14 protein-coding genes are annotated in these 15,051 nt (G+C 66.5%); 6 read left to right on the plus strand and 8 right to left on the minus strand.

Features of this window, described 5'->3' with window-relative positions; translation table 11 throughout:
- Position 1 precedes the first annotated feature (1 nt).
- Both BLA15945_RS02810 and BLA15945_RS02815 read left to right on the plus strand, forming a co-directional pair.
- The gene (locus BLA15945_RS02810; protein ID WP_059234627.1) at positions 2-1,393 is read left to right on the plus strand and encodes a sigma 54-interacting transcriptional regulator; all 1,392 of its coding nucleotides are present in this window, start codon (positions 2-4) and stop codon (positions 1,391-1,393) included.
- 54 nt (positions 1,394-1,447) lie between these two features.
- Positions 1,448-2,155 (plus strand): DUF2968 domain-containing protein, encoded by a 708-nt coding sequence (locus tag BLA15945_RS02815; RefSeq protein WP_059234625.1) that lies wholly within the window; start codon positions 1,448-1,450, stop codon positions 2,153-2,155.
- 78 nt (positions 2,156-2,233) lie between these two features.
- Here BLA15945_RS02815 and hfq read toward each other — a convergent pair whose 3' ends face one another.
- Complete coding sequence (gene hfq / locus BLA15945_RS02820) at positions 2,234-2,812, minus strand: RNA chaperone Hfq (RefSeq protein ID WP_059234622.1); 579 nt, start codon at positions 2,810-2,812, stop codon at positions 2,234-2,236.
- A gap of 295 nt (positions 2,813-3,107) precedes the next feature.
- Between hfq and BLA15945_RS02825 the strand changes: the two genes are divergently transcribed.
- Positions 3,108-3,389, plus strand: coding sequence for a PXPV repeat protein (locus BLA15945_RS02825; RefSeq protein ID WP_174991427.1), 282 nt, complete (start codon positions 3,108-3,110; stop codon positions 3,387-3,389).
- 27 nt (positions 3,390-3,416) lie between these two features.
- Here the strand turns inward: BLA15945_RS02825 and BLA15945_RS02830 are convergent, their stop codons facing one another.
- The 4 genes from BLA15945_RS02830 to BLA15945_RS02845 all read right to left on the minus strand — a co-directional run bounded on the left by BLA15945_RS02830 (position 3,417) and on the right by BLA15945_RS02845 (position 8,534).
- Positions 3,417-4,331 (minus strand): DUF1571 domain-containing protein, encoded by a 915-nt coding sequence (locus BLA15945_RS02830; protein WP_174991428.1) that lies wholly within the window; start codon positions 4,329-4,331, stop codon positions 3,417-3,419.
- A 29-nt stretch (positions 4,332-4,360) separates the two neighbouring features.
- Entirely contained in the window at positions 4,361-6,115 is a 1,755-nt protein-coding gene (locus BLA15945_RS02835) for an AMP-binding protein (RefSeq protein ID WP_174991429.1), read from the minus strand.
- 161 nt (positions 6,116-6,276) lie between these two features.
- A complete protein-coding gene (locus tag BLA15945_RS02840) occupies positions 6,277-7,098 on the minus strand; it encodes a TetR/AcrR family transcriptional regulator (RefSeq protein WP_043182625.1) in 822 nt (273 codons plus the stop codon).
- Positions 7,099-7,313: 215 nt separating this feature from the next.
- Positions 7,314-8,534, minus strand: a complete 1,221-nt coding sequence (locus tag BLA15945_RS02845) for an MFS transporter (RefSeq protein ID WP_174991430.1) — start codon at positions 8,532-8,534, stop codon at positions 7,314-7,316.
- A gap of 294 nt (positions 8,535-8,828) precedes the next feature.
- Here BLA15945_RS02845 and BLA15945_RS02850 point away from each other — a divergent pair, with 294 nt between their 5' ends.
- From BLA15945_RS02850 to BLA15945_RS02860, 3 genes are all read left to right on the plus strand, one after another.
- A complete protein-coding gene (locus tag BLA15945_RS02850; RefSeq protein ID WP_174991431.1) occupies positions 8,829-9,371 on the plus strand; it encodes a GNAT family N-acetyltransferase in 543 nt (180 codons plus the stop codon).
- Between the two features lie 125 nt (positions 9,372-9,496).
- Entirely contained in the window at positions 9,497-10,123 is a 627-nt protein-coding gene (locus BLA15945_RS02855) for a ParB-like protein (protein WP_174991432.1), read from the plus strand.
- A 23-nt stretch (positions 10,124-10,146) separates the two neighbouring features.
- On the plus strand, positions 10,147-11,877 hold the full coding sequence (locus BLA15945_RS02860; RefSeq protein ID WP_174991433.1) for a SulP family inorganic anion transporter: 1,731 nt from the start codon (positions 10,147-10,149) through the stop codon (positions 11,875-11,877).
- Between the two features lie 22 nt (positions 11,878-11,899).
- Here the strand turns inward: BLA15945_RS02860 and BLA15945_RS02865 are convergent, their stop codons facing one another.
- From BLA15945_RS02865 to BLA15945_RS02875, 3 genes are all read right to left on the minus strand, one after another.
- Positions 11,900-12,838: a carbohydrate kinase family protein gene (locus BLA15945_RS02865; RefSeq protein WP_174991434.1), complete on the minus strand. Its 939-nt coding sequence runs from the start codon at positions 12,836-12,838 to the stop codon at positions 11,900-11,902.
- Between the two features lie 132 nt (positions 12,839-12,970).
- Positions 12,971-13,915 (minus strand): ABC transporter substrate-binding protein, encoded by a 945-nt coding sequence (locus BLA15945_RS02870; RefSeq protein WP_059234610.1) that lies wholly within the window; start codon positions 13,913-13,915, stop codon positions 12,971-12,973.
- A gap of 83 nt (positions 13,916-13,998) precedes the next feature.
- The gene (locus BLA15945_RS02875) at positions 13,999-15,036 is read right to left on the minus strand and encodes an ABC transporter permease subunit (RefSeq protein ID WP_059234608.1); all 1,038 of its coding nucleotides are present in this window, start codon (positions 15,034-15,036) and stop codon (positions 13,999-14,001) included.
- Between the last annotated feature and the right edge of the window lie 15 nt (positions 15,037-15,051).

The following is a 15,051-nucleotide window of genomic DNA, read 5'->3' on the forward strand; positions in this document are numbered from 1 at the left end:
GATGAGAAATACGCCCGCAATCGAAGAGCTCGACCTGTATGTCTGGGAAGGCAAGGCGGACATCGTCGACCGCGTCGCCCGGTGCATGGCGAGCTTCGACGTCGAAGTGATCCGCGCCGACAACGCGGTGGTCTCGCCCGAGCGCGCCGCGATGCGGCGGTCGCTGGCGATCATCAGCGTGACGATGATCGAAGGCGGCGCAGCATTCCTGCGCGACTGGCAGGCCAACATCGGCATGCCGGTCGTCTGGGTCGGCGCGGCGCGCGATCACGACGCGTCGCAGTATCCGCCCGAGTATTCGCACGTCCTGCCGCTCGACTTCACGTGTGCCGAACTGCGCGGCATGATCGGCAAGCTCGTCACGCAACTGCGCGCGCACGCGGCCGAAACGTTGCAGCCGTCCGAACTCGTCGCGCATTCGGAATCGATGCAGGCACTGTTGCACGAAGTCGATACGTTCGCCGACTGCGACACCAACGTGCTGTTGCATGGAGAAACCGGCGTCGGCAAGGAGCGCATCGCGCAACTGCTGCACGAAAAGCACTCGCGCTACCGGCACGGCGAATTCGTGCCGGTGAACTGCGGCGCGATTCCCGACGGCCTGTTCGAATCGCTGTTCTTCGGGCATGCGAAAGGATCGTTCACCGGCGCGGTTGTTGCGCATAAAGGCTATTTCGAGCAGGCTGGCGGCGGCACGCTGTTCCTCGACGAAGTCGGCGATCTGCCGCTGTACCAGCAGGTCAAGCTGCTGCGCGTGCTCGAGGACGGCGCGGTGTTGCGGGTCGGTGCGACGGCGCCGGTCAAGGTCGATTTCCGCCTGGTCGCGGCGAGCAACAAGAAGTTGCCGCAGCTCGTGAAGGAAGGGCTGTTTCGCGCCGATCTCTACTACCGGCTCGCGGTGATCGAGCTAAGCATTCCGTCGCTGGAAGAGCGCGGCGCGGTCGACAAGATCGCGTTGTTCAAGTCGTTCGTCGCCGAGGTGGTCGGCGAAGAGCGGCTCGCCGAGTTGTCCGATCTGCCGTACTGGTTGACGGATTCGGTCGCGGACAGCTATTTCCCCGGCAACGTGCGCGAACTGCGCAACCTCGCGGAGCGCGTCGGCGTGACGGTGCGGCAGACGGGCGGGTGGGATGCCGCGCGGCTGCAGCGGCTGATCGCACACGCACGCAACTCGGCCCAGCCGGTGCCGGCCGAAAGTGCGGCCGAGGTCTTCGTCGATCGCAGCAAGTGGGACATGAACGAGCGCAGCCGCGTCATCGCGGCGCTCGACGCAAACGGTTGGCGGCGTCAGGACACGGCGCAGCAGCTCGGCATCAGCCGCAAGGTACTGTGGGAAAAAATGCGCAAATATCAGATCTTCGACGAAGAGCCCGAGACACGCGAAAGCGAGTAATTAATGAGATAAAATCGCGCTGAATTACAACGACTCGGGCGGGAATAAAACTTCATGAGCCATATGACGGGGTTGGGGCGGGTGGGCGTGTTGCTCGCCATGGTGGGAGGCATGCAGGGCGCGTTCGCGCAGGGGCTGGCAGGCAGCGATCCGTCGGCAGTGCAGCAGGCGTCTGCGCCGGTGGCTGCGATTCCGGTGATCGATTCGCAGGTCCAGGCGTCGGTGCAGCCGCAGGCGGGCGAGACGACGGGGCAAAGCACGGTCGACGATCTGCAGCGCCAGATCCAGGCGCACTCGCTGACGGAAATGCGTACGAGCTACAACGGCAGCTATGGCGCAAGCCTGCTGTTCAACGTAAAAGACGGCGCGTACTTCGTTGCGCTGTTCCAGCAGAAGGCGTTCTGGCGCGTGATCAAGACGTACGACGAAACGCGTGCGGAAGCGATCTATCGCGATTTCTCGCGCCAGGCCGAGCGGTTGGCGGTCAACGAACTGCGCGCGGCAAAGCTGGAATCGCAGAAGGCACAGACGGACAAGCAGATCGAGGTCACGCAGGACCGTGCGCGGCGTCTGCAGGCCGACATCTCGATCGCTCGCCAGCAGCAGGCGGCCGTTTCGGACCGCCAGAAGAGCGTACGCAGCGAGACGGTTGCGCTGCAGGCGCAGCAGGCCGAACTGCAGTCGCAACTGCGCGCCTTGCAGCAGCAGGTGCGCTCGCTGCAGCGCGAGGCCAACGCGGGCCTGCCGGCGACGGCGCGCTGAGTGTCGGCGGCGGTGCGGCGACATGCCGCGCCGGCCGTACAAGTAAAAAGGGCAAGCCGTTTGGCTTGCCCTTTGGTTTTACTGGCCGTCCGGCACGATTCGCCGGCGGCGCGTCACGATCACCGGCCCGTTGCCGCCGCGGGAATCCGGCGACGACGTGTTGCCGGATGCATCGCCGGTGTCGCGCGGCGCGCCGTAGCTTTCGCGCGGCTCACGGGGTTCGCGCGGTGCGCCGTAGCCTTCGCGCGGCTCGCGCGAGCCGTAACCCTCGCGCGGTTCACGCGAACCATAGCCTTCACGCGGTTCGCGGGAGCCGTAGCCGCCGTCGCCGCGCGATTCGCGCGAGCCGCCGTGCGAGCCGTACGGGCTGTGACCGCCGCCTTCACGGCCGCCGGGGCGACCGCCGGTGCGCGGCCCGCGGGGGCCGCTGCCGCCCGGGCGCGAGCCGCCGGTGTCGAGCTGGATCGTGGAAATCGCACGCTTGTAGATGCCTTGCAGACCCACGGGGGTGCGCAGCATCACCAGATACTGGTCGAACGACTCGATACACCCCGTCAGACGAATGCCGTTGACGAGATAGATTTCAACGCGCTTACGTTCCTTGCGCGCCGAATTGATGAAGTCGTTTTGCGGATGGGATTCTGCGGGATTGGCCATTGAGGTGCGGCAGGAGCCTGCGTCAGAGAATATGTTGTGCGTGTGTGTGGCGTGTTCGTCCACAAGGCGTTTGGCGGGATTCTACCCTGTTCGATAGGCAAGCGCGCAGTCGTGATTGTGTCGAACCGTAACCCACTATAGACGTTCCGGCGCATTTTCGCGATTCGGCCGAACGGCCAAAGCCGTTTCGTTACGTTGCGTTACGACTCTCGCAGCGCGGTATCACCTCGGCACGGGCGCCATCCTTATATTGCTTGCGTGAGCCGGGCGGGCCGGCTTGTCAGGGATCCGCAGCATGAACAAGAGACAAGTGGCAGGGGTGATCGGGAGCATGGCATGGCTTGTTTCCGGCAGTGCAATGGCGCATGTCGACCTGTCGGTCGGCATCGGCGTACCGGTCGCACCGGTCTATGTCGAGCCGGCACCGGTCTATGTGGCGCCGCAGCCGGCCGTCGTCGCCTATCCGGGCTACGGATACGGCTACTACGGCGATGACGACGACGATCGTTACCGGAAGTGGCGCAAGCACTACTACAAGCATTGGCGCAAGCACCACGGCGACGACGATGACGATTGAACCCGAGGCCCGCACCGGCGGCGCGAATCAGAACGCGTAGTCGGGGTTTTTCGGGTCGAATGCGGTGTCGTCGAGGGTCGCCGGCGCGATTTTCTCGATGACGATCCGCTCGAAGATCTTGCCGTCGTTGTCATAGGACTCGACGGTCCGGAAATACGGGGCGTGCAGGTCGAGCCCGAGGATTTCCTTTTTCGCATAGAACTGCGGCCGGCCGGTCGGCGTTTCGTAGGTGAGCGTGACAACACGTACGCCGCTGATCGTTCGGACTTCCACATTGGTTGGCCGCTGCACGCCGGCTTCCAGGTATTTCTTCCCTTCGGTCAGGTACAGGTTCGTGATGAACTCGGTGCCGAGATCCTTCACCTGGTGATTCGACTGGGCGCGCGCCAGTGCGCCGTCGATCGCCGTCCACAGCGGAATCTTGCCGAGCAGGCCGCCGAGATGGCCGTACATCTCGTCCTTGCGCTGGGTCGTGTCGTAGATGGTCTCCTGTCCGGCATGGGCGCCGCCCGGCAGCCATTTCGCATACACGCGCAGCGGCTCGCGGGTCGTCTTCACGAGCATGCGGTCGGGCGTGTCGGACCATTTTCCGCTGATGCGCTCCTGGCGCACCATCGTGAACTGGTACGACGGGTAGCCGTTGGGACCGTTACGGATGTAGAGCGGCACGGCGAGCGGATCGAGCGCCTTGAAGAGCGCCGTCAGCGTCGCGTCGTCGAGCTGCGCGAGCGTGCCGTGCTGGGCTGCCGTGCGCAACCAGCGCGCCTGTTGCACGAGCGGCTCGTGCGTGACCTTCGCGAGGTCCGCCGGCAGCGCGACTTCCTGTGCCGCGCTCGCGGCGCCGGCCGTTTCCTGAGCATGCAGGCCCGCGTGTGCGAGCGACAGCACGCAAGCGGCTGCCGTGGCGGCATGCCGCGTACGGCGCTTCATTCCTTCGTTCATCGACAGCATCTCCCGGAGCGATGGATCGTTCAGCCTTGCTTCGCGGCCTTGATCTTGGCGAGTTCCTCGTCGCGCAGCGCGCGGCGCAGGATCTTGCCGACGTTGGTCTGCGGCAGCGCGTCGCGGAACTCGACGAATTTCGGCATCTTGTAGCCGGTCAGGTTCTTGCGGCAGTGCGCGAGCACGTCGTCGACCGTCAGCGACGGGTCGCGGCGCACGACGAACACCTTGATCCGTTCGCCCTGTACCTCGTCGGGAATGCCGATTGCCGCGGCTTCGCTGATGCCGGGATGCATCACGAGCACTTCCTCGATCTCGTTCGGATACACGTTGAAGCCCGACACGAGGATCATGTCCTTCTTGCGGTCGATGAGGCGGATGAAGCCGCGCTCGTCCATCACGCCGATGTCGCCGGTGCCGAGCCAGCCGTCGGCGTCGATCACCTTGGCCGTCTCGTCGGGGCGCTGCCAGTAGCCGCGCATTACCTGCGGGCCATGCACGCACAGCTCCCCCGGCTCGCCGATGGCGGCCCAGGTGCCGTCCTCGCGGCGAAAGCGCACGACGGTGGACGGCGCGGGCAGGCCGATCGACCCGCTGAATGCGGCCATGTCGTTCAGGTCCACGGGATTCATCGTGACGATCGGCGAGCATTCGGTGAGGCCGTAGCCTTCGACGACCGGCCGCCCCGTCACCTGCTGGAAACGCTCCGCGACCGCGCGCTGCATCGCCATCCCGCCCGCCATCGCGAGCTTGAGCTTCGAGAAATCGCGCTTGCGGAATTCCTCGTTGTCGAGGAACGCGTTGTACAGCGTGTTGATGCCCGTGATCCCCGTGAACGTTTCGTTGCGGATGATCTTCATCACCATCTTCATGTCGCGCGGGTTCGCGATCAGGATGTTGCGCCCGCCGAGTCCCATGAAGATGAACGCGTTCACCGTCAGCGAATAGATGTGATAAAGCGGCAACGGCGTGAGCACGGTTTCGACGTCGCCCGACACCTGGTCGGCGATCCAGGCCTTTGCCTGCAGCAGGTTCGCGATCAGGTTGCCGTGCGTGAGCATCGCGCCTTTCGCGACGCCGGTCGTGCCGCCCGTGTACTGCAGGAACGCGAGGTCGTCGCGCGTCGTCTGCACGCGCTGCGGCTTGCCGCGCGCGCCGAGCGCGAGGGCGGAGCGCAGCCGGATGGCCTGCGGCAGGTGATAGGCGGGCACGAGCTTCTTCACGTACTTCAGGACGAAATTGATCAGGCGTCCTTTCGCATTGAAGCCGTCGGCGAGCAGGTCGCCGAGCGCGGTGACGACAATGTTCTTCACCTGCGTTTCCGGCAGCGCATCCTGCAGCGTGCGCGCGAAGTTCTCGAACACGACGATCGTCTGCGCGCCGCTGTCCTTCAGCTGGTGCGCGAGTTCGCGCACGGTGTAGAGCGGGTTCACGTTGACGACGATCGCGCCGGCCTTCAGCGTGCCGAACAGCGCGACCGGATACTGGAACGTGTTCGGCAGCATGATCGCGACGCGGTCGCCCGGCTTCACGCCGAGGCTTTGCAGGTACGACGCGAACGCGTCGACCTTCCGGGCGAGCGTGCGATAGGTCATCGACGCGCCGGCGCTCACGTACGCGACGCGGTCGGCGAAGCGGGTCGTGCATTCGTCGAAGAACTGCACGAGCGACGCGTATTGCGCGACGTCGATTTCGTGCGGGACGCCGGGCGGGTACGACGCGTACCAGATGCCGTCGGTGTTCGGCGGAACCTGGGCCGCGGTGGTTGCTGCGGAAGATGACATGACGTGTCTCCGGTCTTGGCTCTCGGCGAGGGCAGGCGGGCGCTTCGGCGCCTGCCCATGCCCCGTGCTTCGCGGCCGGTCGGTGCGGGCGCCTCGACGCCCTGCATGACCGCGCGTATCAATCAAATCGTGAACAGGAAGCCGCGCGTGGCTTCGCGCGCTCAGTTCGTGGAATGCAGCGTCGCCGTATCGGCGGTCGTCGCGCCCGACTGCGGCAACCCGAACGCTTCGCTCGCACCCGCGTCGTCGAGTACCGCCGCGAAGATCGACAGTTGCGCGCTGTCGGGCATCGGCGCCTTCAGCGCGGCGACGATCAGCGACGACAGCCGCGCGATCATCTGCACGTCGTTCATCGTGCGTCCTTGCGAGAACTCGTCGATCAGGCTTTCCGTTTCGGCGCCCGCGAGCGCGCCGGACAGTGCGCCGATCGCGAAGTGCAGCCGCCAGCCGAGCTCGGTGCGCGGCAGATGCGGCAACGCGCGCTGGAACGCGTCGAAGAAGCGGCCCGCGACGCTCGCGTAGTGCGCGGTCAGGAAGTTGCGCACGAACGGCGACGGATCGGTGTACGCGCGGCCGATCAGCCGGAGAAACCCGGGCCCGCCGCGCTCGGGATTGCGCGACGCCTTCAGCGCGGGAATGAACATCGCGCCGAGCACGTGCTCGCAGGTGATGTGCGTGCCGAGCTGCGCATCGAAGCGGTCGAGGATGCCGAGGCGCTCCTGGTTGAGCTGGTCGAGCCGGCGCGACAGCATCGCGTGGATCAGCGCTTCCTTGCTGCCGAAGTGGTAGTTGACCGCCGCGAGGTTGACCGCCGCGCGCGACGTGATCTGCCGCATCGACATCGCTTCGAAGCCGTGCTCGATGAAGAGATCCTCGGCCGCATCGAGGATGCGCGCCTTCGTCCCGCCGGTCTGCCGAGTGCCGGATGACCGTGCCCCGGACGGCCGTCCCGCGGATGGCCGCCCCTCCTGACTTACTGCCATGTTCCGCCTCCCATGCCGGTTTCCCGGCCGCGAACAGGTGATTTGATTATCTGATTCAAACAGTCGTTTTTATTAAGATAAAAAATCGCGGGCGGAGCGGGCAAGCGGGGAATCTGGACAAATTCCTCTAGTTCGATGTGCGAATGCGGAAAGTGCGGTGCGCGACCCCGGCGGGACGGGGCGCGCGCGATGATGCGGTGCCGCAAGGTGCGGGTTTAGCCGACCGTGCTACGCGTATTGACCGATTGCGTCATGTCGATACCGCGCCGTTCGCGGCTGAACAGGATCAGCACGGCGATCGCAACGGCGACGATGCCGGCCACGAGCGCGAGCGCGAAGCCGTAGTTGTTGCCGTTCGAAACGGCGAGCGACGCCTGCATCGTCGCGTTGCCGGACGCGAGCAGGTTGCCGAGCTGATAGACGACGCCGGGGAAGGTGGCCCGGATTTCGTCGGGCGAGATCTCGTTCAGGTGAACCGGAATCACGCCCCACGCGCCCTGTACCGAGATCTGCATCAGGAACGCGCCTGCTGCGAGCGCAACCGGGCCGCTCGAGAACGCCCACAGCGGCAGCACGGGCAATGCGATCAACGCGGCGATGAAGACCGCGCGGCGCCGGCCGATCCGCTCCGAGATCGCACCGAACGACAGGCCGCCGACGATCGCGCCGATGTTGAGCACGATCGTGATCCCCGACACGGTATGCGGATCGAAGTGATGCTGTTCGCGCAGGAAGGTCGGATAGAGATCCTGCGTACCGTGCGAGAAGAAGTTGAACGCGGTCATCAGCACGATCGCGTAGATCGTGAGCTTCCAGTTCTGCTTCAGCGTGGCGCCGAGGCTCGGGCGCGGGCGCTTCTCCATCTGCTTCCACGCCGGCGATTCGGGCACGTGCGCCCGGACGTACAGCACGAGCAGCGCGGGCAGCACGCCGACCATGAACATGCCGCGCCAGCCGATGGTTTGGTAGAACAGGCCGAACACGACGGACGCGAGCAGGTAGCCGCTCGGGTAGCCGGCCTGCAGCAGTCCCGACACGAAGCCGCGCGCATGGGTCGGCACGGTCTCCATCGTCAGCGCGGAGCCGACGCCCCATTCGCCGCCCATCGCGATGCCGAACAGCGCGCGCAGTACGAGCAGCGCGGTGAGGCTCGGCGCGAAACCCGACGCAAGTTCGAGCAGCGAGTAGCACGCGATATTGACCATCAGTGTCGGGCGGCGCCCGAAGCGGTCTGCAAGCCGGCCGAAGATCAGCGCGCCGAGCGGGCGCATCGCGAGCGTCAGTGTGAGTGCGAACGCGACCGCGGGGATCGTCGACGCGAATTCCGCGGCGATATCCTTCAGCACGAAAACCATCAGGAAAAAATCGAACGCATCGAGCGTCCAGCCCAGGTAGGCGGCGATCGTGACGTTGCGTTGTTCGCGGGTCCAGCTCATGTCCGAGGTCTCCACGTTGGCTTGTGCGCGCACGATGTGCATGCGGATTGTGCATGCGGATGCCGGCCCGGCCGGCGCGCGGCGCGGGGGCATGGATCGAGTGTAGGCGTCCGCGCTGCGCGATGCGGGGCGCGATACCCCCGAATCGGGAATAATCCCTACGAAATGAACTGTTTCGGAAACGGAAACGGGGCCGCGCGAGACCCGCGACAGGTGTCTGTATCATTCCGGAAGGCTTTTTGTATCCATTCTGTAATGCGTTCGATGCGCATCGTCACCGAATCAGGAGTCCGGATGAATGAACGTTCCGCCGCCGAATTGCCCGTGCTCGAAACAGCCAGGCTGTGGCTGCGTCCGCGCGTGCTGGCCGATCTCGATGCGTGCGTCGCGATGGATCGCGATCCAGAGGTCACGCGGCACATCGCGGGCCCGTGGCACGACCCCGTCGAGCATCGCCGCTTCGTCACGCACCGGATCACGCGCGACTATCCGCCGGGCCTCGGCTACTGGTCGATCTTCGAGAAGACGGCGCCCGATGCATTCGTCGGCTGGATCCTGCTGATTCCCGACTATGTGGACGGGGCGCACGACGTCGAGATCGGCTGGCGGCTCGTGCGCGCGACCTGGGGGCGCGGTATCGCGAGCGAGGCCGCGCAGGCCGTCGTGCGGCACGCGTTCGACACCGTGCGCCTGCCGCGCGTGATCGCCGACATCGCGGAAGCCAACAGCGGCTCGCTGAACGTTGCGCACAAGCTCGGGATGCGCCGCGTGAGCGTCGTGAACGACGGCATTCCTTACATTCGCCATCGTCTCGAACGCAACGATCTGCGCACGTAACGCCGCGTCGTGCGCGCGGCGGGTGTCAGAGATCGTCAACCGCACGCGTATCGAGGTCATGACGTATTAACGGCTCGCGCGATCAGGAGTATCGTTGCCGGAATTTCGCAACATGGGGTACGACCATGGCACTCGGCAACGACGTTCATCTCATTCCCGTCCGGCTCGACGCGTTGCGTCCGACGCAGATGACGGTCGGCTATCGCGAAGTCAAGGCGAAGCGCAAGCACTGGAAGGCGCTCAACAAGCGTGCGCGCAAGGCCGCGATCGAATCGCACTGGTTCCCGGCGATCCTCGGCCCGGACGGGATGCACTACATCACCGATCATCACCACCTCGGCCTCGCGCTGATCGAGGAGGGCGAGTCGCGCGTGAACGCGATGCTGCTGAAGGATCTGTCGTGGCTCGACGACACGATCTTCTGGCGGATGATGGAACACAACCAGTGGGTGCATCCGTTCGGCGCGGACGGCTCGCGGCGCGACTATGCGCACTTGCCGAAGGCGCTGACGGGGCTCGAGGACGATCCGTACCGCAGCCTCGCCGGCGAGCTGCGCACGGCGGGCGGCTATGCGAAGGACGCAACGCCGTTCAGCGAATTCCTGTGGGCCGATTACCTGCGCCAGCACGTGTCGCTCGACCAGATCCGCAAGAATTTCGCGAAGGCGCTCGACGTCGCGCTGCATCGCGCACACGAGCAGGATGCGCGCTATCTGCCCGGCTGGTCGGGCGTCATCGCCGTCAAACCCTGACCGGCGCACGGCGCCGACCGCTCATGACGACTGCCCCGATCCGCCCCGACGCCGGCCCGCAGCATGCGGACCATTTCGCCGCGCTCGATGCGGCTTCGCCGCCGCCCAGGCGGCGCATCGGCCTCGATGCGCTGGCCGGCCTGTCGATCGCCGGGCTGCTGATTCCCGAAGCGGTCGCGTATGCGGGGCTCGCCAACCTGCCGCCGCAGGCCGGCCTGATCGCGCTGCTGTCGGGGCTCGTCGTCTATGCGCTGACGGGCAGCAGCCGCTTCGCGATCGTGTCGTCGACGTCGTCGTCGGCCGCGGTGCTCGCGGCAACCGTGCTCGCCGAGTCGGGGATGGCGCTGGCCGCGCAGCTCGCGCTCGCGGCGGCGCTCGTTGCGATGACGGGCGTGCTGTTCATCCTCGCGGGCGCCGCGCGGCTCGGCGGCATGTCGGATTTCGTCGCACGGCCGGTGCTGCGCGGCTTCACGTTCGGTCTCGCGCTGACGATCGTCATCAAGCAGTTGCCGAAGATCCTCGCGATTTCCGTGCAGCACAGCGATGCGCCGCGCGTCGCGCTCGACCTGATCACCGGCGCGCCGCATGCGAACCTCGCGAGCGTCGTGCTCGGTGCGCTCGCGCTGGCGTTGCTGTTCGCGCTCGGGCGCCGCTCGCGCGTGCCCGCGACGCTCGTCGTGATCGTGCTGTCGATCGCGGCCGGCTATGCGATCGACTGGCAGCGATACGGGATCGCGATCGTCGGCCATATCGACTTCCGGCACCTCGAATTCGGCCTGCCGCATCTCGACCGCAACGCGTGGATGCAGACGGTCGAACTCGCGTTCGCGCTGATGCTGATCCTGTATGCGGAGTCGTACGGTTCGATCCGCAACTTTGCGCTCAAGCATGGCGATACCGTGTCGCCGAACCGCGACCTCGTGGCGCTCGGCTGCGCGAACCTCGTGTCGGGGCTGCTGCACGGGATGCCGGTGGGCGCCGGCTATTCGGCGACGTCGGCGAACGAGGCGGCCGGTGCGCAGTCGCGCTTTGCCGGCCTGTGGGCGGCCGGCGTGGTCGCGCTGATCGTCTGGCTGCTGCTGCCGCAACTCGCGCGCACGCCGGAGCCCGTGCTTGCCGCCATCGTGATCTTCGCGGTCAGCCACTCGCTGCATCCGTCCGTGTTCCGGCCGTACTGGGCGTGGCATCGCGACCGGCTCGTGGTAATCGCGGCGCTGCTCGCGGTACTCGTGCTCGGCGTGCTGCACGGCTTGCTCGCGGCCATCGGCGTGAGCCTGCTGCTGACGCTGCGCAAGCTGTCCGAACCGAACGTCAGCGTGCTCGGCCGGCTGCGCGACAGCCACGACTTCGTCGACGTCGCGAGCCATGCCGACGCGAAGCCGGTGCCGGGCGTGCTGATCGTGCGGCCCGAGGCGCAACTGTTCTTCGCGAATGCGGACCGGATGCTGAATCGCGTGCGTGCGCTGATGAAGGCCGCGCCGGACACGCATACCGTGATGCTGAGTCTCGAGGAAACGCCGGATGTCGACGGTACGACGATCGAATCGTTGCGTACCTTTGCCGCCGAATGCGCGGCGCGCGGATTGCGGCTCGCGATCGTCCGGCTCAAGGTGCATGCGTTGCATGCGCTGCGCCGCGCGGCGGACGATACGCTGCACGACGACGCGATGTCGGAACTGAGCGTCGACGAGAGCCTGCAACTGCTGACGGCAGGCATGCCGCCGGACGGCAGCGGCGGAACGACCGCCGCCTGACACTGTGGCGCGACGGCGCCGTCTATTGCGAAAGCGCGGCGGCGCTGGCCGTGCGATCGATCATGCCGGCCACTTCCCCGGCCGTCGGCGCATAGGCGCCTGCATGCGCGCAGGCCACCGACGCGCAGGCGGCCGCGTAGCGCAGATGTTCGACGGCCGCCGCATCGGGGCGCGTAAGCTGGCTCGCGAGCCAGCCGCCGACGCTCGCGTCGCCGCAACCGACCGTGTCGGCGACTTCGGTCGGGAATGCGGGCTGGAACAGCACGGTGTCGCGATGCAGGAGTTGCATGCCCGATGCGCCGTGCGTGACGAGCATCGTCGCGTCGGGCGCCCATTCGCGCAGTTGCGCGAGCGCGGCCGCCTCGTCGAGTTCGGGAAACAGCCCGCGCAGATCTTCGTCGGATACCTTGATCCAGTCGGCGAGCGCGGCCAGCCGGCGCAGCGTGTCGCGATACGACGGCGCAGCCATCGGCGCCCGGAAGTTCGGGTCGAACGAAATCCGCTTGCCGGCCGCACGCGCGGCCTGTGCGACCTCGATCAGGCGTGACGCGAGCGGCTCGCGCACGACGCCGAGCGAGCCGACGTGCACGATCTCTGCCGCGTCGAAGGATCCGGCGGGCAGGTCGGCCGGATCGAATGCGAGATCGGCGCTGTTCTCGCCGATGAAGAAATAGTGGGGCGGCTGCTTCGACACGACCATCGCGAGCAGCGGCGCGCGGTCGACCTGCCGGATGAAGCGCATGTCGAGCCCGGCGTCGGCGCTCTTGCGCATCAGCTCGTCGCCGAAGGTGTCGCGGCTGACCGTGCCGGCGAAGGCCGTCGGCACGGCGAGCCGCGCGCCGACGCGTGCGACGTTCCAGCATGAGCCGCCAGCGACGCTGTGCCAGTGCTGTGCGTCGTCGCGGATGAAATCGGTCAGCGCTTCGCCGAATACGATCAGGCGGGGGAACGTCGTCGTCATGTCGAAACCTTGTGCCGTGGCGTTGCGCACGGCCGTACGGCGGTTGATCCAAGAAAGCGGGCAGTGCGGGCCGTCTCGCATGGCGGCGCGGCCCTGCACCGCCCGGGTTCGGCGGGCAGCGGGGCGGCGCGATCAGCGCGGCGTGCTCCAGCCCTTGTAGGTCTTCACGTTGTCGCGCGTGATGAGCGTCGGCTCGATCAGGATCATCGGATTGGCCGGCTTCTGGCCGTTCATGATCCCGTAGCCGACGTTCACGGCCTGCTGCGCCATCGCCCACGGATCCTGGCTCGACGACGCCTGCACGAGCGTGTTGGACTTGAGCGCGACTTCGATGTCGGGTGCGCCGTCGACCGACGTGATCACGATGCCCGGACGGTTCAGTTGCTTCGCGGCGAGGTCGCTGCCGATCGCCTGCGGGTCGTTGATCGTGAACACCGCGTCGAGCTTCGGAAAGCGCGTCAGGTAGCCTTGCATCGCGTTCATCCCGCCTTCGCGCGAGCCCTTGCCGTCCTGATCGCTCGACAGCAGCTTGATGCCGGCGTTTTTCGCGAGCACGGTCTTGCAGCCGTTGACGCGATCGATCACGGCCGATACCTGCGGGCCGTTCTCGATGATCACGTTGCCCTTGCCGTTGAGCTTCTTCGCGATGTAGTCGCACGCGAGTTCGCCGGCCTTCACGTTGTTGGTCTGTACGGTCGCATTCGCGCCGGCCGCGGCGACGTCGATCGCGACGACCGTGATGCCGGCCGCCTGCGCCTTCTTCACCGCCGGTTCGATCGCCTTCGGATCGGTTGCGTTGAGCAGGATCATGTCGACGTGTGCGGAGATGAAGTTGTCGATCTGCGTGAACTGCTTGTTCAGGTCGTAGTCGGCCGAGACGGCCGTGACCTTCGCATTCGGATTGAGCTGCTTCGCGCGTGCTTCGGCGCCCTTGACGATCGTGACGAAGTACGGGTTGCCGAGCGACCCGACCGTGACGCCGATCGATTTGAGCGGCTTGTCGGCCGCATGGGCGGCGGCAGCGCCGAAGGCGAGCGCGCAGGCGACGGCGGTCAGGGCGGCGGTGTGCTTGAACATGTCGTGGTGTCTCCGTGAGGTTGGTTGGCGAACGGGCGCAGGCGGTCCGGCCTGCGCCGCAAGGTGGAATCGACGGGAAGGGATCAGGTGCGCGCGGAATCGCGCTGGCGATAGCGATCGAGCGCAACGGCGCCGATGATCACGAGCCCCTTGATGATGTACTGCCAGATGTCGGACACGCCGAGCAGCACGAGGCCGTTCGTCAGGACGGCGATGATCAGCGCGCCGATCAGCGTGCCGACGATCGAGCCGACGCCGCCGACGAAGCTCGTGCCGCCGAGGATCACCGCGGCGATCGCGTCGAGTTCGTAGGACTGGCCGAGCTGCAGGCCGTTGGCCGCATAGAGCCGCGCGGCCGACATCACCGCGCCGAGGCCGGCCAGCAGCCCCGACGCCGCATAGACGAACATCTGGATCGCCCGCACGTTGATGCCCGACAGGCGTGCGGCTTCCGGATTGCCGCCGACCGAATAGATCCGCATCCCGAGCACCGTGCGGCGCAGGATGAACCACGAGATCGCGATCACCGCGCATGCGATCACGACGAGCCACGGCACGCCGAGGATCGAGCCGTTGCCGATGAACGCGAACGGCAGTTGCGGATTGAACACGGTCGTGTCGTTGCCGATCAGGCGCGCGACGCCGCGCACGGCCGTCATCGCGCCGAGCGTGACGATGAACGGCGGCAGGCGCAGGAACGAGATCAGCCCGCCGTTGATTGCGCCGAACACGAGGCCGACGACGAGTGCGAACGGCACGCCGAGCCAGCCCCAGCCGGGAATCGTCGACGCGAGCAGCGCGGCGACGGCCGCAGCGGCGAGCACCGAGCCGACCGACAGGTCGATGCCGCCCGTCAGGATCACGAAGGTCATGCCGGCCGCGAGCACGATGTTGATCGATGCCTGCTGCGTGACGATCGACAGGTTCTGCAGCGTGAAGAAGCCGTCGGTCAGGAAGCCGAAGCCGACGCACAGGATCAGCAGCACCGGCAGCATGCCGGCCGTGCGGATCAGCGATTGCATGCGGGCGCGATGATCGGCGCCGCGCATCAGGGGCGTACGGTTGGCCACCGGATGGGCCGTCGCGGAAGCGAGGTTCCGCTGCTTGGTCGGGTTGATCATTTCGGTAACCTGAAT

The organism is Burkholderia arboris (assembly GCF_902499125.1).
Lineage (GTDB): Bacteria > Pseudomonadota > Gammaproteobacteria > Burkholderiales > Burkholderiaceae > Burkholderia > Burkholderia arboris.